Below are 25,108 nucleotides of genomic sequence, written 5' to 3'. Positions count from 1 at the left end.
GATGGAGCGGATGTGAAGCTCGAGCTTCGCGGCATCACCAAGCGCTTCGGCCCCCTGGTCGCCAACGACCACATCGACCTCGTCGTGGAGCCCGGGGAGATCCACGCGCTGCTCGGTGAGAACGGGGCCGGCAAGAGCACGCTGATGAACGTGCTCTACGGCCTGTACGACCCGGACGAGGGGCAGATCCTCCTCGACGACGAGGCCGTCACCTTCTCCGGTCCCGGCGACGCCGTCGCCGCCGGCATCGGCATGGTCCACCAGCACTTCATGCTCGTCCCCGTCTTCACCGTCGCCGAGTCGGTGGCCCTCGGCTACGAGCCGACCGGGCCGCTCGGCGTCATCAGCCGGCGCGAGGCGCGCAAGCGTGTCAAGGAGATCTCCGACCGCTTCGGCTTCGACGTCGACCCCGACGCCGTCATCGAGGACCTGCCCGTCGGTGTGCAGCAGCGCGTGGAGATCATCAAGGCCCTGTCTCGCGACGCCAAGGTGCTCATCCTCGACGAGCCGACGGCGGTGCTCACGCCCCAGGAGACCGACGAGCTCATCGCGATCATGCGCCAGCTCAAGGCCGAGGGCACCTCGATCGTCTTCATCACGCACAAGCTGCGCGAGGTCCGCGCGATCGCCGACTCCATCACCGTCATCCGCCGCGGCACGGTCGTCGGCGAGGCGAGCCCCGCGAGCTCGGAGACCGAGCTCGCCTCCCTCATGGTCGGGCGCTCGGTGAGCATGGCCGTCGACAAGGACCACGCCGCACCGGGCGAGGAGTCCTTCGTCGTCACCGACCTGTCGGTGCTCGACGGGAAGGGGCAGGTCGCCGTCGACCGCCTCGACCTCACCGTGCGGCACCGGGAGATCGTCGTCGTCGCCGGTGTCCAGGGCAACGGCCAGACCGAGCTCACTGAGACGATCCTCGGGCTCGTCGAGCCGGTCTCCGGCTCGATCGTCCTGGACGGCGAGGAGCTCGTCGGCACCTCCGTCAAGCAGCGGCTGCGCGCCGGCATCGGCTTCGTCCCCGAGGACCGCTCCACGGGCGGGGTCATCGCCGGCTTCACCGTGGCCGAGAACTTCATCCTCGACCTGTACGACACCGAGCCCTTCGCCGCCCTCGGCAGCCTCCGGCCCGGTGTCGTCGAGGACAACGCTCACAAGCGCGCCGAGCAGTTCGACGTGCGCCTCACCTCGGTCCACGACCCCATCTCCACGCTGTCCGGCGGCAACCAGCAGAAGGTCGTCATCGCGCGGGAGATGTCCCGCCCGCTGCGCCTGCTCGTCGCCTCCCAGCCCACCCGCGGCGTGGACGTCGGGTCGATCGAGTTCATCCACAAGGAGATCGTCGCCGAGCGGGACAAGGGCACCCCGGTGCTCATCGTCTCGACCGAGCTCGACGAGGTCATGGCCCTGGCCGACCGCATCGCCGTCATGTACCGCGGGCGCGTCGTCGGCGTCGTCCCCGGTGACACCGACCGCGACGTCCTCGGCCTCATGATGGCCGGCGTCCCCTACGAGGAGGCGCTGTCCCAGGCCGCGCAGCACCGCACCGCGATGTCCGCGGCGGACGACATGAGTGAGGAGACCGCGCCGTGAGCGAGGACGAGACCCGGCGTCCCGCCGAGCACCCCGGCGACGTCATCGCGCAGGCGGAGGAGTCCCCGTCGTCGGCCAAGCAGGTGCCGGACGAGGAGCCTCGCACCCGCACCGCCCAGTTCGTGCGCGACATCCTCTCGGGCGGCTGGCTCGTCACCGTCCTGGCGATCGTCGTCGCGCTCGTGCTCAGCGGCATCCTCATCGCCGCCGCCGACACCCGTGTCCAGGACACCGCCGGCTACCTCTTCGCGCGCCCGATGGACTTCGTCGGTGCCGTGTGGGACGCCGTCTCCCAGGCCTACGCGGCCCTGTTCCGCGGCTCGATCTTCGACTACCAGGCGGAGACCTTCACCCGCGCGATCCGGCCGCTGACGGAGACGCTCGTCTTCTCCGTGCCGCTGATCTTCACCGGTCTGGGCATCGCCATCGCCTTCCGCGCCGGGATGTTCAACATCGGCGGCCAGGGCCAGATCATCGTGGGCGCGATCCTCGGTGGCTGGATCGGCTTCTCCCTCGAGCTGCCCGTCGTCCTCCACGTCGTCCTCGCCGTCCTCGGCGCGGTGCTCGGTGGCGCGATCTGGGCGGGCATCGCCGGTGTCCTCAAGGCCCGGACCGGGGCCAACGAGGTGATCGTCACGATCATGCTCAACAACATCGCGGTGTACCTCATCGGCTGGGTCCTCACCCAGCCGGCGTTCCAGCAGAGCGGTTCCGCGCTGCCGCGCTCGCCCAACGTGCGCGACACCGCGCTCTACCCGCTGCTGCTGGGGGAGGGCTTCCGCCTCCACTTCGGCTTCATCCTCGTCATCCTCGTCACGGCCGCCGTGTGGTGGCTGGTCGAGCGCTCGACCTTCGGCTTCGAGCTGCGGGCCGTCGGCGCCAACGCCGAGGCCGCCCGCACCGCGGGTGTCTCCGTCGCCAAGGTGACGATCGTGGCCCTCGTCATCGCCGGTGGCCTCAGCGGCCTGGGCGGGTCGGCGCAGGTGCTCGGCACCGAGCAGATCCTCACCGCCGGTGTCGCGGCGAGCTACGGCTTCGACGCGATCACCGTCGCGCTGCTCGGGCGCGCCACCCCGTGGGGCACCTTCGCCGCGGGCCTGCTGTTCGGGGCGCTCAAGGCCGGTGGCTTCCTCATGCAGTCCACCACCCAGACCCCGATCGACATCATCCTCGTCGTCCAGTCGGTCATCGTGCTGCTCATCGCGGCCCCGCCCCTCGTCCGGGCGATCTTCCGCCTGCCGGCACCGGACCGTTCGCGCGGGAAGTCCACCGTGCTCGCCGCCAAGGAGGCCTCGGCATGAGCCAGTCCACGCTCACCCGCCCCGACGCCCGCGACTCCGTCGTGCTGCCGCCCGTCAAGTGGCGCGGCCCCGGCTTCATGGCCGTCTTCACCCTCGTCTCGCTGCTCGGCTTCACGCTGTTCACCGCGTCGGGCACGACGACCTTCCGCACCGCCACGGGCGGGGAGCTCGCCGAGATCCCCAACACCGAGGTCCCGACCGTCCCGGCGCTGTGGGTGCTCACCCTCGTCATGGCCGCCGTCACGGGCTACTCGGCGTACCGCGCCACGCGTCGCCAGCCGCTGGGCTGGTGGCCGCCAGCGCTGTTCGGCGCCGCCTTCGTCCTCGCGTTCCTCACCTGGCAGGGCATCGGGGGCACCATCCCGGTGACCTCCCTGCTCACCGGTGCGCTCGCGCTGTCCGTGCCGCTCGTCTTCGGCGCGCTGTCCGGCGTGATGTGCGAGCGCTCGGGCGTCATCAACATCGCGATCGAGGGCCAGCTGCTCGGCGGCGCCTTCCTCGCGGCGATCGTCGCCTCGATCACGACGAGCCCCTACCTCGGCGTCGTCGCCGCGCCGATCGCCGGCGCGCTCGTCGGCGTCCTGCTCGTCTTCTTCAGCGTGAAGTACTGGGTGGACCAGATCATCGTCGGCGTCGTGCTCAACGTGCTCGTCCTCGGTGTCACGAGCTTCTTCTTCTCCACCGTGCTCAGCGAGAACCCCGACCTCAACCAGCGCCAGCGGCTGCCCTCCCTGCCGGTGCCGCTGCTCTCGGACATCCCGGTCATCGGCCCGGTGCTGTTCAACCAGAACATCCTCGTCTACCTCATGTACGCCGCCGTCATCGCGCTGCAGTTCTTCCTCTTCCGCAGCCGGTGGGGCCTGCGGGTGCGTGCGGTGGGCGAGCACCCCAAGGCCGCGGACACCGTCGGCATCGACGTCATCCGCACGCGCTGGGTCACCCCGATCCTCGGTGGCGCGCTCGCCGGGCTGGGTGGCGCCTTCTTCACGGTGGGCTCGGGCCTCGCGTTCGGGCGGGACATGTCCGCCGGCAACGGCTTCATCGCGCTGGCCGCGATGATCCTCGGCCGGTGGAACCCGCTGGGCGCGCTCGCCGCGGCCCTGCTCTTCGGGTTCTCGCGCAACCTCGCGAACATGCTCAGCGCGATGGGCGGCAGCGGCATCCCGGGGGAGTTCCTCCTCATGCTGCCCTACGTCGTGACGATCTTCGCCGTCGCCGGCTTCGTCGGCCGGGTGCGCGCACCCGCCGCGGAGAACATCCCTTACGTCAAGTAGCCCGCCCGCTCGCGCAGTGCACCCACCAGGAGGAAGCCCGAGATGACCGACGACGCCACCTGGGAGCGCCTGCGCGAGCTGGCACGGGGCATGGTTGCCCGCGCCTACGTCCCCTACTCCACCTACCCCGTGGGCGCGGCCGCGCTCGTCGATGACGGCCGCACCGTCACCGGCTGCAACGTCGAGAACGCCTCCTACGGCATCGGCCTGTGCGCCGAGTGCGGGCTCGTCTCCGCGCTGCACGCCTCCGGCGGCGGCCGGCTCGTCGCCTTCACCTGCGTGGACGGCGAGGGGCGCGTCATCGTCCCCTGCGGCCGCTGCCGCCAGCTGCTGTGGGAGCACGGTGGGCCCGAGCTCCTCGTCGAGACGCCCACCGGCGTCCACCCGATGACCGAGCTCCTCCCCGAGGCCTTCGGCCCCGGCCACCTCGACGAGTGGACGGCCCGGTAGGGGGTCCCTTGGCGACGGCGGAGCGCGGCCCGTCCCGGGGGCGCGTCCCGCCCCGCTGTCGGCGCCCCCGGGCGCCTCGTCCTAGGGTGTCACCATGACCGAAGCCTTCGATGTCGTCGACCTCATCCGGACCAAGCGCGACGGCGGCGCCCTTGCGCCCGCCGAGATCGACTGGGTGATCGACGCCTACACCCGCGGCATCGTCGCCGACGAGCAGATGTCGGCGCTGGCGATGGCGATCTTCCTGCGCGGCATGGACCGCGACGAGATCTCCCGCTGGACCACCGCGATGATCGCCTCCGGCAGCCGGATGGACTTCTCCGGGCTGTCCCGCCCCACCTCCGACAAGCACTCCACCGGCGGCGTGGGGGACAAGATCACCCTCCCGCTCGCCCCGCTCGTCGCCGTCTTCGACGTCGCCGTACCCCAGCTCTCGGGCCGCGGCCTGGGCCACACCGGCGGCACCCTCGACAAGCTCGAGGCCATCCCCGGCTGGCGCGCCGACCTCGACAACGACGCGATCCTGCGCCAGCTCGAGGACGTCGGTGCGGTCATCTGCGCGGCCGGCACCGGCCTGGCCCCGGCGGACAAGAAGCTCTACGCGCTGCGCGACACCACCGGCACCGTCGAGGCCATCCCGCTCATCGCCTCCTCGATCATGAGCAAGAAGATCGCCGAGGGCACCGACTCGCTCGTCCTCGACGTCAAGGTGGGCTCCGGCGCCTTCATGAAGGACATCGACGCCGCCCGCGAGCTCGCCCGCACGATGGTGGCCCTGGGCAGCGACGCCGGCGTGCGCACGACGGCGCTCCTCACCGACATGTCCACCCCGCTCGGCCTCACCGCGGGCAACGCCCTCGAGGTCCGCGAGTCCGTCGAGGTGCTCGCCGGTGGCGGCCCCTCCGACGTCGTCGAGCTCACCGTCGCGCTGGCCCGCGAGATGCTCGACGCCGCCGGCCGCACCGACGCCGACCCCCGCGCGGCGCTCGAGGACGGGCGCGCCATGGACGTGTGGCGCCGGATGATCAGCGCCCAGGGCGGGGACCCGGACGCGGCGCTGCCCACGGCCCGGGAGACCGAGACGCTCACCGCCGAGGCCGACGGCGTCGTGGGGCGCCTGGACGCCTACGCCGTCGGCGTCTGCGCGTGGCGCCTGGGCGCGGGCCGTGCCCGCCAGGGCGACGCCGTCCAGGCCGGCGCCGGCGTCGAGCTGCACGTCAAGCCGGGCGACACCGTCCGCGCGGGCCAGCCGCTGCTCACCATGCACACCGACACCCCCGAGCGCTTCGACCGCGCCCGGCAGGCCCTCGAGGGCGGGATCGAGATCGGTGCGGGCGACGGCGTGGCCAAGGGGGACGTCGTCCTCGAGAAGATCGCGGGCTGACGTGGCGCCGTCGTCGTGGCACAGGTGGCAGCTGACGGCACCGCTGGCGGCGCTGAGCCGGCCCGTGCGCACGCCCTCCCGCGTGCCGCACGTGACCACGGGGCCGGCGGCCGCCGCGGGGACGGGGGTCACCGAGCCCGCGGACGGGCTGCCCGTCCTCCTCGGCGGTGCCCGCGCCCGGCAGGTCGACGCGACGACGTGCGGCTCGGCCGTGCTCGTCATGCTCGCCGCCACCGGTGACCCGGCCCTCGCGCAGTGGCTGGAGACGGGCGGGCTGCCTGCCGGCCCGCGCCCGCCGGAGGTGCCCGAGGAGGACGTCGCCGGCGGCGCGGAGGAGCGCTTCGCCGCCGCCCAGCAGCGGGTGAAGGCCGCGACGGGCCGGCGCGCCCTCGGCCCGCTGCCCTGGCCCACCGGTCTCGGCACGCCGCCGTGGACCGCGGCGCGCGAGGCCCGCTTCCCGGGGGTGCGCTACCGGGTGCGTCCGGTCGACGACACCACCGAGGACGGCGCCACGGTGCTCGGGCTGGTCGAGGCCGCCAACCGGCGCGGGCACCCCGTGCCGCTGTACACGGGCGGGGACGTGCGCGGCGGGCTCGCCCACGCCGTCCCGCGCCACGTCGTCCTCGCCGTCCCGCCGCCGCCCGGGGCGGCGGTCCCCGGCACGCTGCGCGTCTACGAGCCGTCGCGCGGGTCGGTCTTCACCGTGCGGTCCGCGGACCTGCTCGGCCGCACGGAGGCGCTGCCCGCGCTCGGCGGCTGGACGCACGTCGTCGCCGCGCTGCTGCCCGTCCCGGCCTGAGCCGCCCGCCCTGCACGTCGCCCGCCGACGGGCCACACTGGACAGGCCCCGTCAGCGACCCGAGAGAGGGAGACGATGAGCAACCCCGTGAGCCCGCCCCCCGCCGAGGACCTGCCCGACCCCGAGGAGGCCGTGGCCGCCCTCGACCCCGAGACCGGTGAGGACTACGGCCCGCCCGAGGTCGTCGACCCCGACCGCGAGGCCGCCGAGGCCGACCAGCTCGAGCAGGTCATCGAGGTCCCCGTCGACGACGACGACCCCGCCGAGGGCGAGGAGGCGTAGCCCGATAGGCTCGGTCCACCGAGTCCAGGAGGAAGCACATGACCACCCGTCACGCCGTCGCCCAGATGATCGACCACACGCTGCTCAAGCCCGAGGCCACCCGCGAGCAGGTCGCGGCGCTCGTCGCCGACGCCCGCGCGCTCGGCGTCCTCGCCGTGTGCGTCTCGCCGTCCCAGCTGCCGCTGGAGGACGCCGAGGGGCTCGTCGTCGCCACCGTCTGCGGCTTCCCCTCCGGCGCCCACCACAGCGAGGTCAAGGCCGCCGAGGCCGCCCGCGCGGTCGCCGACGGCGCCGACGAGGTCGACATGGTCATCAACCTCGGCGAGGCGCTCGCCGGGAACTGGGCCGCCGTCGAGGCGGACATCGCCGCGGTGCGTGCCGCGGTCCCCGCCCCCGCCGTCCTCAAGGTCATCATCGAGTCCGCCGCCCTGGACGACGAGCAGATCATCGCCGCCTGCCGGGCCTCGGAGTCGGCCGGCGCGGACTTCGTCAAGACGTCCACCGGCTTCCACCCCACTGGGGGCGCCAGCGTCCACGCCGTCGAGCTCATGGCGCGCACCGTGGACGGCCGCCTCGGGGTCAAGGCCTCCGGCGGCATCCGCGACGCCGCCGCCGCGGCCGCGATGATCGAGGCCGGCGCGACCCGCCTGGGCCTGTCCGGCTCGGCCTCCGTCCTCGCCGGCTTCGAAGAAGCCTGACCCACACCAGCCGCATATGCGGGATTTCTGCGGTCCGAGCGCACGCCCGGCCGCAGGAATCCCGCATATGCGGGGTGGGGGTTTGGAGGGGTCAGCGGCGGCGGACGGCGGCTAGGAGGCCGGTGCCTGAAGGGAGCAGGGCCGCGGTGAGACGCTCGTCGGCGCGCACCGCCTTGCCCAGCTCGCGCATCGCGACCGTCGACTCGTCCCGGCGGGCGGGGTCGGCCACGCGGTCGTGCCACAGGGTGTTCGTCACGGCGAGCACGCCGCCCACGCGCAGCATCCGCGTCGCCTGCTCGACGTAGTCGGCGGCCTCGGCGGGGTCGGCGTCGACGAGCACGAGGTCGTAGGCGTTGTCCGCCATCCGGGGCAGGACGTCCATGGCGCGCCCCGAGATGAGGCGGGTGCGGGCCGACTTCACGCCCGCCGCGGTGAAGGCCTCCCGGGCGGCGCGCTGGTGGTCGGTGTCGACGTCGATGGTCGTGAGGACGCCGTCCGAGCTCATCCCGCCGAGCAGCCACAGGCCGCTCACGCCCGTGCCCGTCCCGATCTCGACGACGGCGCGGGCGCCGACGGCGGCGGCCAGCAGTCGCAGCGCCGCACCGGTCCCCGCGCTCACGGCCGTGGCGCCGAGCTCCTCGGCACGACGGCGGGCGGCGGCGGTGGCGTCGTCCTCCGGGACGAACTCCTCGGTGTAGGCCCAGCTGAGGGCCTTCTCGGCAGCGATGGTGGTGCCTCCTGGGTGTGCACGGACGAGGGTCGCCCTGATCGTAGCGCCCGCGGTCCCGCTCCCAGGTGCTCCCCAGGTTCGCTCCGTATCCTGGTCGCCAGACCGCACGGAAGAGGCCACCGCATGACCGCTCAGGACGAGACCACGTGGACCGTGCCGTCGTGGGAGGAGATCGTGCGTGACCACTCCGCACGGGTCTACCGCCTCGCCTACCGGCTGACCGGCAACAAGGCCGACGCCGAGGACCTCACCCAGGAGACCTTCATCCGGGTGTTCCGCTCGCTGCACTCCTACCAGCCCGGCTCCTTCGAGGGCTGGATCCACCGCATCACGACCAACCTCTTCCTCGACGGCGCCCGCAAGCGTTCCCGCGTCCGGCTCACCCACCTCGGCGAGCACGCCGAGGAGGTGCCCGCCTCGCACGAGCAGCACGACCTGCACCGCCGCTACGAGCATGGGCACGTCGACCCGGACATCCAGGAGGCCCTGGACGCGCTGCCGCCGAAGTACCGGGTGGCCGTCGTCCTGTGCGACGTCGAGGGCCTGTCGTACGAGGAGATCGCCGCGACCCTCGGGATCAAGATGGGCACCGTGCGCTCGCGGATCCACCGCGGCCGCGCCATGCTCCGCGACCGCCTCGGCCACCTGCGCCCCGGCACCGTGGACAGCGAGGTGCTCGCGTGAGCCACCTCGGGTCCAGGGTCGCCCCGCTCGTCGACGGCCAGCTGCCCGCCGCGGAGGCGGAGGAGCTCCTCGCCCACGCCGCGGTCTGTGCGCGCTGCCACTGGCTGCTCGGCCAGGAGCGCGCCTCGCGGACGATGCTCAGCCAGGCGTGGGACGTCGAGCCCGGCCCCGAGCTCACCGCCCGCCTCCTCGCCCTGGCGCCCGGCCCGGAGGAGCGTGCCCCGCGCGGGCGGCGCGTCCTGCTCGCGGCCGTGGGCGCCGGCGGGCTGGCCGCGGCGTGCGCCGCCGGGCTCGTCGTCGTCGGGGGCATGTCGGAGCCGCAGGCGGACCCGCACGCCATCCTCGACGTCGTCTCCGGCAACGTCGGTGAGCGTCCCGAGGGCCTGGTCGACGGGGGTGGCGAGGTGAGCGGCGACGTCGTCGCGTGGATGACCGAGCACGGATGGAGCGCGCCCGAGTCGCTGCCCAGCGGCATGCGGGTGGTGGACGTCGCCGTCCACGAGACCGCGGACGGGGAGGTGCTCGAGGTCGAGATCGCCGGGGCCATGGCGCACGTGCGGATCCTCCAGCAGCGCGGGGTGCTGACGGGCGAGAGCGCCGAGCAGCTGCAGACCGGCCTCGTCGGCCAGCGCGACGCGCTCCTCCTGCCCAGCGGGGTCCACGACCTCGCGCTGCAGAGCGAGGGCTGCGTCGTCGTCGTGCTCGCCGCTCCCGACGACGCCTCCGCCAGCGATGCCGTCCTCGCCGCCCTGCCCGAGGGCGACTACGACACCTCGGTCGGTGCCCGGTTCTCGCGCGGCTGGGACACCGTGACGGAGTGGGCGCTGGGCTGAGGCGGCCCGCGCCCCGATCTGGGAGGAGACTGTGCCCATGAGCGAGCGACCCGACGAGCACGAGCACGGCTACCCGCCCTCGCCCGCGCCCCGGCCCGAGCCGTACAGCGTGGACGAGGTGGCCGACGACGGCGCCCCCGCGCCGCAGCCCCTCGCCGGTCCGCCGGAAGACCCCGCCGAGCCGGGCGAGCAGCCCGGCGACGAGCGCCAGGAGGAGCCGTCCCCCGACGACACCGGCCAGGACGGCCAGCGGCTGCCGTGGTCCTCGCCCGACCGCGCGTGGCCGCTCACCCGCGGGCAGAGCTACGCGCCGGCGTCTGCGCCGGCCTCGCACCCCGGCGCCGCGACGGCCGGCTACGCGCCGGCCTCGCACCCGGGTCCCGCGACGACCGGCTACGCGCCGGCGTCCGCGCCCACGGACCAGGCGGGCGCCCCGGGGTACTACGCGTCCGCCACCGACCAGGAGGCTGCGCCGGCGGGCTACGTACCGGCGTCCGCGCCCACCGGCGGTGCCTCCCCGACCCAGCCCTACGCGTGGCCCGCGCCCGGCTCCTGGTCGGGTGGCGCGCCCCCCGAGGCCGCCGCCGGCCGCCAGCCGCGCGGGCGGCGCCGACGGGGCGTGGGGGCCGGCGTCGTCGTCCTCCTCGTCCTCGTCGCCCTGCTCGCGGGGCTCGTCCTCGGGGCGCTCGGTGCGCGGTGGCTGTGGCCCGCGACGTCCTCCGGCTCGGCGCTGCCCGCCTCGGGCAGCACCGTCTCGACGAGCCGGGCGCCCGACTCCATCGCGGGCATCGCGGCCGCCGCGCTGGAGAGCACCGTGTTCATCGAGGTCTTCGGCGGGGACACCGCCTCCAGCGGCAGCGGGATGGTGCTGCGCGAGGACGGCTACCTCGTGACGAACAACCACGTCATCGACGCCGCGACGGACGACGGCGGCACCGTCGTCGTCACCCTTGCCGACGGCACCCAGCTGCCCGCCGAGATCGTGGGCCGCACCGCCGACTACGACCTCGCCGTCCTCAAGGTCGACCAGGACGGGCTGACGCCGCTGCCGCTCGCGGACTCCGACGCCGTCGTCGTCGGTGACCCGGTCGTCGCCGTCGGCGCCCCGCTCGGTCTCGAGGGCACGGTGACGAGCGGGATCATCTCAGCCCTCAACCGCCCGGTCCAGGCCGGCGGCTCGGGGGACAGCGCCTCGTTCATCAACGCGATCCAGACCGATGCCGCCATCAACCCGGGCAACTCGGGCGGGCCGCTCATCAACACGGCCGGTGAGGTCATCGGCATCAACACGGCGATCGCCCAGGCGGGCGGCCAGCAGACCGGCAGCATCGGCCTGGGCTTCTCCATCCCCTCCAACCAGGTGCGCCGGACCGCCGAGCAGATCATCGAGACCGGCCGGGCGACCTACCCCGTCATCGGGGTCGCGCTCGACACCCGCTACCAGGGTGAGGGCGTGCAGGTGCTCGAGGACGGCGCCGGCGCCTCGACGCCCGCTGTCACGCCCGGCGGGCCGGGGGACGAGGCCGGCATCGAGCCGGGCGACGTCATCACCCACTTCGACGGGCAGCCGGTGACGACGCCCTCCGAGCTCATCGTCGCGGTCCGCTCCCGCGCGCCGGGCGACACGGTGGTCCTCACCGTGCAGAGCGACGGCGGGGAGGAGCGCGAGGTCGAGGTCGTCCTCGACGAGGCCGGGAGCGAGTAGCGAGCGGCCTATCCTGGGAGCGTGCCGATCAACGGGTCCGAGCTAGCGGTCATCGCGCTCCTCGCGGTCGTCCTCATCGGTCCTGAGCGGCTGCCGGAGTACGCGCAGCAGCTCGCGCGGCTGGTGAAGAACCTGCGCCGCCTGACGACGGACACGACCGACCGCGTGCGCGCGGAGCTGGGCCCCGAGCTCGGCGACCTCGACCTGCGCTCGCTCGACCCGCGGCAGTACGACCCGCGGCGGATCGTCCGCGACGCCCTGCGCGAGGACGACGAGCGCCCGGCGCGGCCACCGCGGGCGCCCGGGGGCCGGGCCCCCTTCGATGACGAGGCGACGTAGGCCCGGCACGTCGAAGCTGCCGCTCTGCGGGGTCTGCGTCGCCCGTCCCGGTCAGCGGTCGCCCCTGTGCCCGCCACTGAGGGAGCGGGAGGGGCGACCGACCGGCGTCAGAGCGGGCTGATGCCCAGCGAGCGCCCGGCCAGGCCGCGGGCCCGCTGGCTCAGCCGCTTGGCCACGCCGCGCAGGGCGTCGGCGGCGGGGGAGTCGTCGTCCTGGACGAAGGGCTTCCCGGAGTCCCCGCCCTCGCGGAGCTTGATCTCCAGCGGCACCTGGGCGAGCAGGGGGACGTCGTAGCCGAGGCCGGCCGAGAGGTTGTCGGCCACCTGCTGGCCGCCGCCCGAGCCGAAGAGCTCCACGCGCTGGCCGTCGGGCTGCTCGAGCCACGACATGTTCTCGATGACGCCGACGACGTGCTGGTTCGTCTGCCCGGCCAGGGACCCGGCGCGCTCGGCGACCTCGGCGGCCGCGGACTGCGGGGTGGTGACGACGAGGAGCTCGGCGTTGGGCAGCAGCTGGCCCACGGAGATCGCGATGTCACCGGTGCCGGGCGGCAGGTCGAGGAGGAGGACGTCGAGGTCCCCCCAGAAGACGTCGGCGAGGAACTGCTGCAGCGCGCGGTGGAGCATGGGCCCGCGCCACACGATCGGACGGCCGGGAGGGGCGAACATGCCGATCGAGATGACCTTCACGTCACCGGCGACCGGCGGCAGGATCATGTCGTCGACCTTGGTCGGCGAGTGCTCGACGCCGAGCATGCGCGGGATGGAGAAGCCGTAGATGTCGGCGTCCACGACGCCCACCTTGAGGCCCTCGGCGGCCATCGCGGCGGCGAGGTTGGCCGTGACGGAGGACTTGCCCACCCCGCCCTTGCCGGAGGTGACGGCGTAGACCCGGGTGAGGTTACCCGGCTCGGAGAAGGGGATGGTGGGCTCGGCGACGCCGCCGCGCAGCTGGGAGCGCAGCGACTTGCGCTGCTCCTCGCTCATGACGCCCATGTCGACGCGGACGTCGGCGACGCCGTCGACCCGCTGGGCGGCGGCGGTGACGTCCTTGGTGATCGTCGAGCGGAGCGGGCAGCCCGCGGTGGTGAGGTCGATGCCGACGACGACGTCGCCGCCGTCGACCTCCACGGACCGCACCATGCCGAGCTCGGTGATGGGGCGGCGGATCTCGGGGTCGAGGACCTTCTCCAGCTCGGTGCGGATCGCTTCGACGGTGGGGGCAGACATACCCCCATGGTAGGTCGCCGCAGGGCGGGGTCCAGCGGCCCGAGGTCCCTGTGACCGCCGGCACGGCGAGGCCCCGCACCGGGAGCGGTGCGGGGCCTCACGCGCGGTCAGGAGCGGCGCACCCCCAGGGTGTCGCGGCCGTCGCCGTTCCAGTCACCGACGAAGACCTCGTCGCCGGCGCGGCCGTAGGACTGGACCCGGTCCGCCGGGCCCCCGGAGACCGAGTTCCGCACGTGGTAGACGTTGCCGCGGCGCACCGCGAAGGTGTCCGCGCCGTCGGCGTCCCAGTCGCCGGCGAGGACGACGTCGCCGGCCCGCCCGTAGGTGAGGACCTGCTGCGCGGGGCCGGCCGTGAGGCTGTTGCGGACGTGGTACTCGCGGCCCCGGCGCACGGCCAGGGTGTCGCGGCCGTCCCCGTCCCAGTCGCCGACGACGACCTCGTCCGCGGCCCGGCCGTACCGGACGACGACGTCGGCCGCCCCGCCGGTCACCGAGTTCTTCAGGTGGTACTCGTTGCCGCGGCGCACCGCGAGGGTGTCGACGCCGTCGCCGTCCCAGTCCCCGACGAGGACGACGTCCCCGGCGCGGCCGTAGCTGAAGGTGCGGGCCGCGTCGCCGCCGCGCTGGGCGTCGGAGACGTGGAACTCCCGGCCCCGGCGCAGCGTGACGGTGTCGTTGCCGTCCCCGTCCCAGTCCCCGACGAGGACCTCGTCGGTGGCCCGGCCGTAGCGGAAGGCGTAGGTGGCCCAGGGGCCCCAGCCGTCGTTGAGGAAGAAGCCGGACGTGAGGGCCGGGGTGCCGGGCTGGGGCGGGGTGCCCGGCTGGGTCGGGGTGCCTGGCTCCGTCGGCTCCGTGGGCTCCTCCGGCGCGGGGGCGCACACGTCGCCCTGCGGGCCCGGGTCCGGTGCCATGTCGTGGACGATGCCGTCGCGGTCGACGACGGCGTCGTCCTCCCGGACGGTGAGCCGGCCGAAGGTGTCGGCGCTGGACGCCCCGACGACGGACGCCGCCGTCACGGTGACGCTCGTCGTGGGGACGGTGGCGGTGCGGCGGTCGCCCTCGAGGGGCATGTCGAAGACCACGCAGGTCTCGCCCGGCGGGATCACGACGGGTGCGGCCAGGCGCTGCGCGCCGGTCTCCCCGCCGTTCGCCTCGACGTAGGTCCGCACCGCCGTCGCCGCCGGCGCGCTGAGCCGCAGCGCGACGGCCGCGGTCCCCGGGCCGGTGCCCTCGTTGACGGTCGCGTCGGCGACGGTGAGGCTCGGCAGGTCCCCGGTGCCCGGGGTGCCGACGGCAGGGGAGGAGAACGCGAGGTCCGACAGGTAGGCGGCGCCGGCGTCACCGACACCGGCCACGCGCACCTGGCGCACGTCGGTGAGGTCCACACCCGCGAAGGCGGTGAGCGGGATCTCGACCGCGCGGAGGTACACCTTGCGCAGCGGGCTCGCGTCACCGGGCAGCGGGGAGAGCGCCTCGCTCACCTCGGAGGCCAGCGCGCTCGCCGAGCGGCCGGCGCCGTCGACAAGGCTGACCGTGAGGTCCTCGGCGCCGGCGAGCGTGGGGGCCGCGCGGAAGGTGAGCTTCTCGTGCTCGCTGACGTCGCGGGCGGAGGAGGGGACGTCGGCCCGCAGGCCGGCACCCGCCGTCGTCCACTGGAGGATCGCCATCTGGCCCGACGGCGCGGACGGTGCGAAGCGCATGGGCGTCCAGTGCGGTGCCTGGGAGCTCGTCACCTCGGTGATGTCCGCGCACGGCCGGACCTGCTGCGGGTAGGGGCGCTCGCTGAGCGAGGCGCAGTAGGTGAGGCGGGCGCCGCCGGCGGCCCGGACGCGGGGGCTGTCGGCCGCGAGGGGGGCGACGTCCGTCCGGGAGGAGCCGGGCTGCTGGGCGACGGTGAAGACCTCGGCGCGGCCGACCGACGGGGGCAGGGCGCCGGAGCCGTCGAAGAGGGGCAGCAGCTCCTCCTCCCCGCCCATGGTGAGGCGGAACCAGCCGGAGATGTAGGCGTCACCGAGCGCGTACTGCTCGGCGGCGGAGAGGCGCGACTCGGCGGAGGCGCCGCAGACCGGGTTGGTCTGCTGACGGTCCTGGGCCGCCCAGTCGTCGGAGACGGAGTAGGGGTACAGGCCCGGCGTCCAGACGGTGTTGAAGAAGTTGTGGTTGGCGCCCATGACGAGGGCGGTGGCGCGCAGGACGTCGTCGTCGACGGCGTACCGCGAGTCCTCGAAGAAGTGCTGGCCCTGGAGGTTGACGACGTCGCCGTCGCAGTAGGGGAGCACGGTGTAGGTCGGCACGCCGGGCAGGCTGAGGCGGCCGAAGTCGACCGGCGCGAGCGGCAGGACGGACTCGATGCCGTAGGGCTCCTCCCGCTCGGCGTTCATGAGGGCGGCCCGGACGACGCCGTCGCCGCCGCGCGAGTGGCCCATGAGGCCGACGCGGTCGAGGTCGAGCCGGCCGCGGAGCACCGGGTCGAGCCCGGGGGCGCGTCCGGCGTTGGCCTCGGCGAGGAGGTCGAGGTGGGACAGGACCAGGCCGCCGCGCGCGGTCGCGCCGTAGTCGATGGCGAGCTGGTTGTCGTTGGAGTTGATCGCGTTGGCCGAGACCGAGACGACGACGTAGCCGCGGGAGGCGAGGGTCTCGGCGGGGGCGTCGTAGCCGCGGTAGCTGGGGATCTCGACCTGGTCCGGGCCGCACGGGTAGCGGTTCGGGTTCGGGGTGCCCTGCGAGCAGGAGCCGTGGCGCCCGTGCTGGAAGACGACGACGGGGCGCTCGCCCTGCGCCTCGACCGGGTAGTACACGGCCGCGCGCATCTCGCCCTTGATCCCGCCGATCTCGACGAGGTCGACAGCCTGGGTGCCGAGGTCGTAGTCGGCGCGGCCCACGGTGTAGCTGCCGTCCGCGGCGGGGTCGACGTCGAGGACGACCCGGTCGGCCGCGTCGTCCGGTGCTGCGGCGTGCGGCCCGGCGGACCGTCGCCCAGTGGCGGAGGCGTCCTCGTCACCCCACGAGAGGGTGATCTCCTCGGCGTCGAGCACGGCGTCGTCGGTCGTCACGGCGCTGAGCGAGAGGCCGTCGAGGGCCTCGCGGGCCAGGCCGAGCGGCTCGCCGTCGGCCTCGAGCTGGGGGACGGCCGCGCGGACGGGCAGCGGCTCGTCGAGCTCGAGGGCGACGACGTAGCCGCCCGGCGCCTGCTCGACGCTCCAGCCGTCGCCGTCGACGACGACCGGGGCGTCGGGGGCCGCCTGCCCGGCCGAGGCCGTGGTGAGGACGAGGGCGGTGGCGAGCAGGGCTGCGGCGCAGCCGCGCCCCGCTCGGACAGGTCCGTGCATCAGGGGTACCTCCTGGTTCGGGGGACAACCCTTGGGACGCTATTGACCTACCTGTGACGCGGACGTTTCCCGCGTTTCCGCCACGTGACGCCTCAGCGGGCGCGGTCGCGCTCCTCGTCCTCCTCCCGGAGCTCCTCGAGCACGCTGCGCAGCTCGGAGCGCACGAAGTCGCGGGTGGCGACGTCACCGAGCGCGAGGCGCAGGGCGGCGAGCTCACGGGCCAGGTACTCGGTGTCGGCGAGGTTGCGCTCCGCGCGCTGCCGGTCCTGCTCGGCGGTCACCCGGTCGCGGTCGTCCTGCCGGTTCTGGGCCAGCAGGATGAGCGGGGCCGCGTAGGACGCCTGGAGCGAGAGCATGAGGGTGAGCGCGGTGAAGCCGAGCGCCGCGGAGTCGAAGCGCAGCGGCTCGGGCCCCCACGTGTTCCACGCGAGCCACACGATGACGAAGCCCGAGAGGTAGACGAGGAAGCGCGGCGTGCCGGTGAAGCGGGCGATGGCCTCGGCGGTGCTGCCGACGGCGTCGGAGTCGACCCGGGGCCGGCGCAGCCAGCGTCGGCGGGTGGGCAGTGGCGTGTCGAGCCGCTCAGCCATGGGCACTCCTCGTCATCGCGGTGTCGGTCGCCTCGGTGTCGGCGTCGCGCCAGTCGTCGGGCAGCAGGTGGTCCAGGACGTCGTCGACGCTCACCGCGCCCAGCAGGCGGCGCTCCTCGTCGACGACGGGGAGCGCGGTGAGGTTGTACGTCGCCAGCAGCCGGGTGATCTTGCCGATGCCCGCGTGCGGCCCGACGGTCTCGATGTCGCTGTCGAGCATCGAGCCGAGCTGGGCGCTGGGCGGCTCGCGGAGCGCGCGCTGGATGTGGACGACGCCGAGCAGCCGCCCCGACGGCGTCTCCAGCGGCGGGCGCACGACGAAGACCATCGTCGCCAGTGCCGGGGTGACGTCCAGGCGCCGGGCGCTGGCGAGCGCGGCGGCGACGGTCGCCTCCGGGGGCAGGATGATCGGCTCGGTCGTCATGAGACCACCGGCGGCGCGCTCCTCGTAGGCGATGAGGCGGCGCACGTCCTCGGCCTCCTCGGGCTCCATGAGGTCGAGCAGGGAGCGGGCGACGTCGGGCGGGAGCTCGTTGACGAGGTCGGCGGCGTCGTCGGGCTGCATGACGTCGAGGACGTCGGCGGCGCGGTTGGCGTCCAGCCCCGAGACGATCGCCACGCGGTCGTCCTCGCTCAGCTCCTCGAGGACGTCGGCGAGGCGGTCGTCGGACAGCTCGGCGGCGACCTCGATCTGCCGGTCCGGCGGGAGGTCGTGGAGGACGTCGGCGACGTCGGCGGGCTTGAGGTCCTCCATGGTGGACAGAAGGGTCGTGGCGGGCTGCGGTCCGGCGTCGCCGGAGAGGTCGACGACGTCACCGACGTCGACGATGAGCTGCTCCCCGCGGCGGCGCCGCAGCCCCCGGCTCGCCGCGCTCCGCTCGACGAAGAGCTGGGTGACGAGCCAGTCGCGGTTGCGCTGCTGCTCGATGGCGACGTCGGTGATGACGGCGGGGCCGCTGCCGTCGGCCATCGTCACCCGCCGGTCGACGAGCTGGCCGACGACGAGCGTCTCGCTGGCCCGCTGGGAGAAGCGGCGGATGTTGAGCAGGCCGGTCGTGATGACGGCCCCGGTGCTGATGCTCACGACCCGGCTCAGCGGGAGGACCCCCCGCCGCTTGCCGGGCACCTCGACGACCAGGCCGACCGCCCGGGGCAGCGAGCTCGTGCGGATGAGCACGACGACGTCGTGCACCTTGCCGACCGGGTCGCCGAGCGGGTCGAAGACGTTGGTCCCCGCCAGCCTGCCGACGAAGACCCGGGTGGGCGCGCTCCTGCTCACGGGTGTACTCACGCCGTCAGCCTAAGAGCAACGGCCCCCGCCCGCCGCGCCCCTCACCGCCAGGGGCCGCGGCCGGGGCGCGTAGCGGACCGCGGGCGGAGGGGAGACAATCGGCCCATGGCCTTCTCCAGCAGCAGGGGTGGCGTGGCCCCGACGCCCACCCTCCCCACCGGCGTCCAGATCGCCGCCTTCGACACCTACCTCGAGGCCCAGCGTGCCGTCGACCTCCTCTCCGACAAGGAGTTTGAGGTCCAGCACACGACGATCGTGGGCACCGACCTGCGCATGGTCGAGCGCATCACCGGACGCCTGTCCTACCCGCGGGTGGCGCTCGCGGGCGCGATGTCCGGCGCCTGGTTCGGCCTCTTCGTCGGCCTCCTCTTCGGGCTGCTGTCCGAGGGCAGCACGCTCGTCATGCTGCTGCCCGCGCTCGTCATCGGCGCGGCCTTCGGCATCCTCTTCGCCCTCGTCTCCTACGCCTTCACCGGCGGCAAGCGCGACTTCACCTCCTCCAGCCAGGTCGTCGCCAGCCGCTACGCGCTGCTGTGCGAGCAGAGCCGCGTGGGTGAGGCGATGCGCCTGCTCGGGGAGGCCGGCATCCGCACCCGCGTGGGCACCGACGCCGCGTGGCAGCAGCCGGCGCCCGCCGTCCCGCCCGCCGCCGGCCCCTACGGCGCCCAGCAGGCCCCGCAGCCCGGCCCGGTCGGCGCGACGACCGCCGAGGCGCCGCCCCAGCCGCCCGCGCGCAGCTTCACGCCGCTGGAGGACGAGCACGGCAACCCCCGGTACGGGCAGCGGCGGCCCGCGGCGCCGCAGGACGGCGAGGAGCGCACTTCGTGAGGGTCCCCCCGATCCTCCTGTCCACCTCCTCGTGCTACCCCAGCAGCACGGAGTCCTGCTTCGCCGACGCCGCGCGGCTGGGCTACGACGGCGTGGAGGTCATGGTCTGGAAGTGGCCCGAGACGCGTGACGCGCGGCGGCTCAACGAGCTGGCCGAGACCTACGGCGTGCCCGTCATGTCGATCCACTCGCCCACCCTGCTGCTCACCCAGCGCGTGTGGGGCACCGACCCGTGGGGCAAGATCGACCGCTCCGTCGAGCTCGCCGAGGCGGTGGGTGCGGAGGCCGTCGTCGTCCACCCGCCCTTCCGCTGGCAGCGCGACTACGCGGCGGGCTTCGTCGAGGGCATCGCCCGCCGCCAGGCGGCGACGGACGTCAAGCTCGCCGTCGAGAACATGTTCCCGTGGAAGGCACGGGCCAAGGACGGCTCGCGGACCAAGGAGCGGCACGCCTACCTGCCGCACTGGGATCCCGTAGGCCTGGGCTACGAGCACGTCACCCTCGACCTCTCCCACGCGGGCGTGGCCGGGCAGGACTCCCTCGAGGTCGCGCGGCAGCTCGGTGGGCGCCTGGCCCACCTCCACCTCACCGACTCCACCGGCTCCAACCGGGACGAGCACCTGGCCCCCGGCCGGGGCAGCCAGCCCTGCGAGGACGTGCTGCGCGCCCTGCCCGAGCTCGGCTTCACCGGCTCGATCGCCGTCGAGGTGACCACCCGCAAGATGAAGCCGGCCGAGCGGGAGACGGCGCTCGCGGAGTCGCTCGCCTTCGCGCGCGAGCACCTGCCCAGCCTCACCTGACACCTCCGGGTGCGGCCGGCCGGTGCCCGACCTACGGTCGGAGCCCATCCGACCGACACCGGAGGTGTGCAACATGGCCGAGGACCTCGTCTCCGACCAGCTGTGGGAGGACTTCCACACCGTCGTCAACATGACGTCACGCGAGCTGCAGGAGTGGCTCGCCACCGCCGAGTCCGGCGACGGTGTCGACGCCCTGCCCGACCAGGCCGGCAGCGACCGCTCACGCCAGGTGCTCGGCATCCTCGCCAAGCGCCGCACCGACCTCACCGCCGACGACGTCGCCCTCATGGAGGGCGTCGTCGCGGAGGTCCGGGAGCTGCGCGGCGACGACGCCGAGACCAGGGCGGGGGACGCCGCGTGGCGTCACCGCCTCATGTCCCTGGGGCACGACCCCCTCAAGCCGGTCGGTTAGCCCGCCACGCAGCGGCCCCGGCCCGGACGCCCGGGCCGGGCCGCTGCCGTCGTGCGTCAGCGGGAGCGGTCGGCGGGACCGGCCTCGGCGCGGTCGGTGTCGCGCACCCCGCGGGTGATGAAGTACAGGACGACGCCGATCGCCACCATCCCCAGGCCGAGCAGCCACACCTGCAGGGACTGCTGGCTGAGCAGCACCGCGCAGGTGATGAGGGCGAGGACCGGCAGCACCTTGGGCGTGCGGAAGTGGTCGTGCTCGACGGTGTCCTTGCGCAGGACGAGCACCGCGAGGTTGGTGCTGACGAAGACGACGAGCAGGAGGAGCACGACCGTCTCGGCGAGCATCGCGAGGTCCCCGATGATGGTGAGGCCGGCCGCGACCACCGTCGTCACGACGATCGCGAGCCAGGGGGTGCGGCGGTTGGGCAGCACCTTGGTGAGCACCGAGGGCAGCAGGCCCTCGTCGGCCATGCCGTAGACGAGCCGGCTCGACATGATCATCGTGAGCAGCGCGCCGTTGGCGACGGCGACGAGCGCGATGACCGAGAACAGCCAGTCGGGGACGCCCACGCCCGTGGCCTCGACGACGTCGAGCAGCGGGCTGGAGGAGCCGGACAGGTCCTCCGGCGGCATGATGAGCGCCGAGCCGATGCCGATGAGGGCGTAGACGACGCCGGCGACGCCGAGGGCGCCGAACAGGGCGCGCGGGTACACGCGGCTGACGTCCTGGACCTCCTCGGCGACGTTGGCCGAGACCTCGAAGCCGACGAAGGAGTAGAAGGCGAGGAGGGCACCGGCGAGGATCGCCGTCCCGGCCCCCGTCCCCGGCGGGAGCTCCACGAGGCGGGCCGGGTCGCCCTGCCCGCCGCCCACGGCGATCGCGACCGCGACGATGACGAGGACGAGGCCGGACACCTCGATGACCGTCATGACGACGTTCGAGCGCACCGACTCCTTGATGCCGCGCGCGTTGAGCAGGGCGAGGAGGACGAGGAAGACCGGTGCGGCGAGCCGGGTGGGGACGTCGATGAAGGTGGCGAGGTAGTCACCGGCGAAGGCGATGGACAGGCCCGCCGCGCTCGTCACGCCCGCGGCCAGCATCGAGAAGCCGACGACGAAGGACACGATCGGCCGCTTGAAGGCCCGCTGGGCGAAGATCGCCGCCCCGCCGGCCTTGGGGTACTTCGTCACGAGCTCCGCGTAGCTCGCGGCGGTGAGCAGCGCCATGAGGAGCGCCACCATGAGCGGTGCCCACATCATGCCGCCGGACTCGGCGGCGAGCTCACCCACGAGCGCGTAGATCCCGGCGCCGAGGACGTCGCCGAGGATGAACAGGAAGAGGAGCCACGGCGTGATCCGCCGGGCCAGGCGCGTGGTGTCCGCGCTCGCGGTGTCGGTCGTCATCGCCACAGGATCCGGCCGGGTACGGACCTCGGCAACCCGGCGTGATTCGGCGTGCGAGCACCAGGGGCCGGTGGAATGGTGAGAAGCATGAGCGAGAACACACCCAACCCGTCCGAGAAGCCCTACGACCCCGCCAAGGACCCCGACGCCGACCCGGAGCAGCTGGAGCGCGAGGAGCCCTTCGACCAGCCCTCGCAGGCGGAGGGCGACGACTCCGCCCGACCCACGTCCCAGAGCTGAGCGGAGGCACCCGTGCGCGCACTCACCTGGCAGGGCCGCGAGAAGGTCAGCGTCGAGACCGTCCCGGACCCTCGGCTCCAGCACCCGACCGACGCCATCATCAAGATCACCTCCACCGCGATCTGCGGCTCCGACCTGCACCTGTACAGCGTGCTCGGGCCGTTCCTCGACGCGGGTGACGTCCTCGGGCACGAGCCCATGGGCGTCGTCGAGGAGGTCGGCAGCCAGGTCACCCGGATCAAGCCCGGTGACCGTGTCGTCGTCCCCTTCGTCATCGCTTGCGGCTCGTGCTGGATGTGCTCGCAGGGCCTGTTTTCGCAGTGCGAGACCACGCAGGTGCGCGAGCACGGCAAGGGAGCCTCCCTCTTCGGCTACACCAAGCTCTACGGCCAGGTGCCGGGCGGGCAGGCGGAGTACCTGCGGGTCCCGTTCGCCGACGTCGGCCCCGTCGTCGTGCCCGACGACGGCGAGCCGGACGAGCGCTACCTCTACCTCTCCGACGTCGTCCCCACCGCCTGGCAGGCCGTGGAGTACGCCCAGGTGCCGCCCGGCGGGACCGTTGTCGTCCTCGGGCTGGGGCCGATCGGGCAGCTGAGCGCCCGCATCGCCCGCCACCGCGGGGCCGAGCAGGTCATCGGCGTCGACCTCGTGCCCGAGCGGCTGGAGATGGCCCGCCGCCACGGCATCTCGACCATGGACCTGCGCGGCGTGGACGACGTCGCCGCCGCGGTCCGCGAGCTCACCCACGGGCGCGGCGCGGACTCCGTCATCGACGCCGTCGGCATGGAGGCGCACGGCTCGCCCGTCGCCAAGGGCGTGCAGGCCGGCGCAGGGATGCTGCCCGACGCGCTCGCGGCGCCGCTGTTCACCAAGGCGGGCATCGACCGGATGGCCGCCCTGCACGCCGCGATCGAGATCGTCCGCCGCGGCGGCACGATCTCCCTGTCCGGCGTCTACGGCGGCGCGCAGGACCCGATGCCCATGCTCGACCTCTTCGACAAGCAGGTGAACCTGCGGATGGGCCAGGCCAACGTCCACCGCTGGATCGACGACGTCCTGCCGCTGGTGAGCGACTCCGCCGACCCGCTCGGCGTGCTCGACCTGCGCACCCATCGGATCTCCCTGGAGGACGCCGCCCACGGCTACGACATTTTCCAGCGCAAGGACGACGGCGCGATCAAGGTGGTCCTCGACCCCGCGATGCCGCCGACGCACACGGGCGCGCGATGAGGGTCGCGGTCGTCGGCGCGAGCGGCAACAGCGGCACCGCGCTCCTCCACGCCCTGCGCGAGGAGGAGCGGGTGACCGAGGTCGTCGGCATCGCCCGCCGGCGTCCCGACACCACCGCCGCGCCCTACGACACCGCCCGGTGGGAGCAGGTCGACATCGCCGCGCCGGTGGCACTGGCCGACGGCGAGGACTTCGTCGTCGACGAGCTCGCGCAGGCGCTGGAGGGCGTCGACACCGTCGTCCACCTCGCCTGGCTCATCCAGCCCAACCACGAGCGTGACCTGCTCCGGCGCGCCAACGTCGACGGCACCCGCCGCGTCGTCGAGGCGTGCCTGCGGGCAGGGGTCGGGCACCTCGTCGTCGCCTCGTCGGTGGGCGCCTACTCGCCGGTCGACGACGACGAGCGCCGCGACGAGTCGTGGCCCGCCCACGGCACCGCGACGACGTCCCACTACGCCGTCGACAAGGCCGCCCAGGAGCGCATCCTCGACGAGGCGGAGGCCGCCGGCCTGTCCGTCGCACGGGTGCGTCCGGCGCTCGTCTTCGACGCGGACGCCGGTGCCGAGATCATGCGGCTGTTCCTCGGGGCGCTCGTGCCACCGGCGCTGCTGCGCCCCGGCGGCCTGCCCTTCCTCCCGCTGCCGGCCGGGCTGCGCCTGCAGGTGGTCCACGGGGACGACCTCGCCGACGCCTACCGCCGGATCGTCATCCAGGGCGCGACCGGTGCCTTCAACATCGCCGCCGAGCCGGTCCTCACCGGCAAGGACCTCGCCGAGGTGCTCGACCACGGCAGGGTCGTCGAGGTGCCACCGGCCGCGCTGCGGCCCGTCGTCTCCCTCGCCTGGCAGGCGCGTGCGCTCGCGGCCGACGCCGGCTGGCTCGACATGGCGATGAACGTCCCCCTCATGGACACGACCCGGGCCCGCACCGAGCTGGGCTGGGAGCCGAGGGGCGAGGCGAAGGAGACGCTGCGCGAGCTCCTCGTCGGCATGGTCGAGGGCCAGGGCAGCCCGAGCCCCCAGATGCGGCCGCGCGAGACTTGGCCCCAGGACCAGCTCCCGCCCGGCTCCGTCCCCACCGATGGCCACGTCGCCGGCGCCGAGGAGGACTCCGCCGCGCACCGGGTGCCGCCGCACCTGCAGCGCGACATCCTCGGCCTCTACCTGTCGGACCACCTCACCGGCGCGACGGCCGGCCTGGAGCGCTCGGAGCGGATGGCCGCCGACTACGCCGACACCGACCTCGGCGAGGACCTCGCCCGGGTGGCGCTGGAGATCCGCGAGGAGCGCGAGCTGCTCGTCAACCTCATGGACTCCCTGTCCCTCAGGCGCCGCCCCCACCGCCAGGCGGCGGCGTGGGTGGCCGAGCGTGCGGGCCGGCTCAAGGTCAACGAGCGGCCCGGCGGCTCGCCGATGACCCCGGTGCTCGAGTCCGAGCTCATGCGCAGCGCCGTCATGGGCAAGCTCGGCCTGTGGCAGACGCTCGTCGAGCTCTCACCGGACCTGGGCCTGCCGGCCCCGATGTTCGAGGCGCTCGCCCAGCAGGCCCGCGACCAGGCCGAGACCTACGAGCGCTTCCACCAGCACATCATCGGCACGGCCTTCCGCCAGGGCGAGATCGACTGACCCCGCCCCACCCCGCATAGTCGGAAAATCGCGGCCCGCAGAACGCGCGGGCCGCGATTTTC

24 protein-coding genes are annotated in these 25,108 nt (G+C 73.9%); 18 read left to right on the top strand and 6 right to left on the bottom strand.

The features are described 5' to 3' along the window. The first annotated feature begins 12 nt into the window (after positions 1-12). The 8 genes from ACWPXV_RS04525 (at position 13) to deoC (ending at position 7,778) form a co-directional block, all read left to right on the top strand. Positions 13-1,590 (top strand): ABC transporter ATP-binding protein, encoded by a 1,578-nt coding sequence (locus tag ACWPXV_RS04525; protein WP_454084095.1) that lies wholly within the window; start codon positions 13-15, stop codon positions 1,588-1,590. Beyond that, positions 1,587-2,891 (top strand): ABC transporter permease, encoded by a 1,305-nt coding sequence (locus ACWPXV_RS04520; protein WP_454084094.1) that lies wholly within the window; start codon positions 1,587-1,589, stop codon positions 2,889-2,891. Before ACWPXV_RS04525 ends, ACWPXV_RS04520 begins: the two co-directional genes overlap by 4 nt. Further along, complete coding sequence (locus ACWPXV_RS04515; RefSeq protein WP_454084093.1) at positions 2,888-4,165, top strand: ABC transporter permease; 1,278 nt, start codon at positions 2,888-2,890, stop codon at positions 4,163-4,165. The genes ACWPXV_RS04520 and ACWPXV_RS04515 overlap by 4 nt, the downstream gene beginning before the upstream one ends. A 42-nt stretch (positions 4,166-4,207) precedes the next feature. Further along, positions 4,208-4,615 carry a cytidine deaminase gene (locus ACWPXV_RS04510; RefSeq protein WP_454084092.1) on the top strand — a complete coding sequence of 136 codons (408 nt, stop codon included), beginning with the start codon at positions 4,208-4,210 and terminating at the stop codon, positions 4,613-4,615. A 94-nt stretch (positions 4,616-4,709) separates the two neighbouring features. Further along, complete coding sequence (locus ACWPXV_RS04505) at positions 4,710-5,999, top strand: thymidine phosphorylase (protein WP_454084091.1); 1,290 nt, start codon at positions 4,710-4,712, stop codon at positions 5,997-5,999. 64 nt (positions 6,000-6,063) lie between these two features. Further along, positions 6,064-6,798, top strand: coding sequence for a hypothetical protein (locus ACWPXV_RS04500; protein WP_454084090.1), 735 nt, complete (start codon positions 6,064-6,066; stop codon positions 6,796-6,798). A 75-nt stretch (positions 6,799-6,873) separates the two neighbouring features. Continuing rightward, complete coding sequence (locus ACWPXV_RS04495; protein WP_454084089.1) at positions 6,874-7,080, top strand: hypothetical protein; 207 nt, start codon at positions 6,874-6,876, stop codon at positions 7,078-7,080. Between the two features lie 38 nt (positions 7,081-7,118). Then, positions 7,119-7,778, top strand: a complete 660-nt coding sequence (gene deoC, locus ACWPXV_RS04490) for a deoxyribose-phosphate aldolase (protein ID WP_454084088.1) — start codon at positions 7,119-7,121, stop codon at positions 7,776-7,778. A 91-nt stretch (positions 7,779-7,869) separates the two neighbouring features. Here deoC and ACWPXV_RS04485 read toward each other — a convergent pair whose 3' ends face one another. Beyond that, positions 7,870-8,505: an O-methyltransferase gene (locus ACWPXV_RS04485; protein ID WP_454084113.1), complete on the bottom strand. Its 636-nt coding sequence runs from the start codon at positions 8,503-8,505 to the stop codon at positions 7,870-7,872. A 126-nt stretch (positions 8,506-8,631) separates the two neighbouring features. Here ACWPXV_RS04485 and sigE point away from each other — a divergent pair, with 126 nt between their 5' ends. The 4 genes from sigE to ACWPXV_RS04465 are packed head-to-tail and all read left to right on the top strand — an operon-like array spanning position 8,632 to position 12,069. Beyond that, a complete protein-coding gene (gene sigE / locus ACWPXV_RS04480) occupies positions 8,632-9,192 on the top strand; it encodes an RNA polymerase sigma factor SigE (RefSeq protein WP_454084087.1) in 561 nt (186 codons plus the stop codon). After that, on the top strand, positions 9,189-10,025 hold the full coding sequence (locus ACWPXV_RS04475; protein ID WP_454084086.1) for a hypothetical protein: 837 nt from the start codon (positions 9,189-9,191) through the stop codon (positions 10,023-10,025). Before sigE ends, ACWPXV_RS04475 begins: the two co-directional genes overlap by 4 nt. Before the next feature lie 37 nt (positions 10,026-10,062). Continuing rightward, the gene (locus tag ACWPXV_RS04470; RefSeq protein WP_454084085.1) at positions 10,063-11,730 is read left to right on the top strand and encodes a trypsin-like peptidase domain-containing protein; all 1,668 of its coding nucleotides are present in this window, start codon (positions 10,063-10,065) and stop codon (positions 11,728-11,730) included. A 21-nt stretch (positions 11,731-11,751) separates the two neighbouring features. Then, positions 11,752-12,069, top strand: coding sequence for a twin-arginine translocase TatA/TatE family subunit (locus tag ACWPXV_RS04465; protein WP_454084084.1), 318 nt, complete (start codon positions 11,752-11,754; stop codon positions 12,067-12,069). Between the two features lie 107 nt (positions 12,070-12,176). On the opposite strand, the gene ACWPXV_RS04460 is transcribed toward ACWPXV_RS04465, so the two are convergent. The 4 genes from ACWPXV_RS04460 to ACWPXV_RS04445 form a co-directional block, all read right to left on the bottom strand. Next, the gene (locus tag ACWPXV_RS04460; protein ID WP_454084083.1) at positions 12,177-13,298 is read right to left on the bottom strand and encodes an Mrp/NBP35 family ATP-binding protein; all 1,122 of its coding nucleotides are present in this window, start codon (positions 13,296-13,298) and stop codon (positions 12,177-12,179) included. Between the two features lie 107 nt (positions 13,299-13,405). Continuing rightward, positions 13,406-16,627: a Calx-beta domain-containing protein gene (locus tag ACWPXV_RS04455; RefSeq protein WP_454084082.1), complete on the bottom strand. Its 3,222-nt coding sequence runs from the start codon at positions 16,625-16,627 to the stop codon at positions 13,406-13,408. 92 nt (positions 16,628-16,719) lie between these two features. After that, positions 16,720-17,217 carry a DUF1003 domain-containing protein gene (locus tag ACWPXV_RS04450; RefSeq protein WP_251838586.1) on the bottom strand — a complete coding sequence of 166 codons (498 nt, stop codon included), beginning with the start codon at positions 17,215-17,217 and terminating at the stop codon, positions 16,720-16,722. After that, positions 17,210-18,508 (bottom strand): magnesium transporter MgtE N-terminal domain-containing protein, encoded by a 1,299-nt coding sequence (locus tag ACWPXV_RS04445; RefSeq protein WP_454084081.1) that lies wholly within the window; start codon positions 18,506-18,508, stop codon positions 17,210-17,212. Before ACWPXV_RS04445 ends, ACWPXV_RS04450 begins: the two co-directional genes overlap by 8 nt. A 105-nt stretch (positions 18,509-18,613) precedes the next feature. Between ACWPXV_RS04445 and ACWPXV_RS04440 the strand changes: the two genes are divergently transcribed. The 3 genes from ACWPXV_RS04440 (at position 18,614) to ACWPXV_RS04430 (ending at position 20,548) form a co-directional block, all read left to right on the top strand. Further along, complete coding sequence (locus tag ACWPXV_RS04440) at positions 18,614-19,336, top strand: general stress protein (protein ID WP_454084080.1); 723 nt, start codon at positions 18,614-18,616, stop codon at positions 19,334-19,336. Further along, complete coding sequence (locus ACWPXV_RS04435; protein WP_454084079.1) at positions 19,333-20,136, top strand: sugar phosphate isomerase/epimerase family protein; 804 nt, start codon at positions 19,333-19,335, stop codon at positions 20,134-20,136. The genes ACWPXV_RS04440 and ACWPXV_RS04435 overlap by 4 nt, the downstream gene beginning before the upstream one ends. Before the next feature lie 73 nt (positions 20,137-20,209). Further along, on the top strand, positions 20,210-20,548 hold the full coding sequence (locus tag ACWPXV_RS04430; protein ID WP_454084078.1) for a DUF3140 domain-containing protein: 339 nt from the start codon (positions 20,210-20,212) through the stop codon (positions 20,546-20,548). A gap of 56 nt (positions 20,549-20,604) precedes the next feature. Here the strand turns inward: ACWPXV_RS04430 and ACWPXV_RS04425 are convergent, their stop codons facing one another. Beyond that, positions 20,605-21,951: an APC family permease gene (locus ACWPXV_RS04425; RefSeq protein WP_454084077.1), complete on the bottom strand. Its 1,347-nt coding sequence runs from the start codon at positions 21,949-21,951 to the stop codon at positions 20,605-20,607. An 87-nt stretch (positions 21,952-22,038) separates the two neighbouring features. Between ACWPXV_RS04425 and ACWPXV_RS04420 the strand changes: the two genes are divergently transcribed. Genes ACWPXV_RS04420 through ACWPXV_RS04410 form a run of 3 tightly spaced genes read left to right on the top strand, consistent with a single transcriptional unit; the run spans position 22,039 to position 25,046 of the window. Continuing rightward, on the top strand, positions 22,039-22,191 hold the full coding sequence (locus ACWPXV_RS04420; protein WP_454084076.1) for a hypothetical protein: 153 nt from the start codon (positions 22,039-22,041) through the stop codon (positions 22,189-22,191). 12 nt (positions 22,192-22,203) lie between these two features. Further along, positions 22,204-23,421 carry a zinc-dependent alcohol dehydrogenase gene (locus ACWPXV_RS04415; RefSeq protein WP_454084075.1) on the top strand — a complete coding sequence of 406 codons (1,218 nt, stop codon included), beginning with the start codon at positions 22,204-22,206 and terminating at the stop codon, positions 23,419-23,421. Further along, positions 23,418-25,046, top strand: coding sequence for an NAD-dependent epimerase/dehydratase family protein (locus ACWPXV_RS04410; RefSeq protein WP_454084074.1), 1,629 nt, complete (start codon positions 23,418-23,420; stop codon positions 25,044-25,046). Before ACWPXV_RS04415 ends, ACWPXV_RS04410 begins: the two co-directional genes overlap by 4 nt. Positions 25,047-25,108: the final 62 nt, after the last annotated feature.

This window comes from Georgenia sp. Marseille-Q6866 (assembly GCF_965111665.1).
The sequence above is the reverse complement of the archived record's forward strand: the minus strand, read 5'-3'. Positions and strand labels throughout refer to the sequence as shown.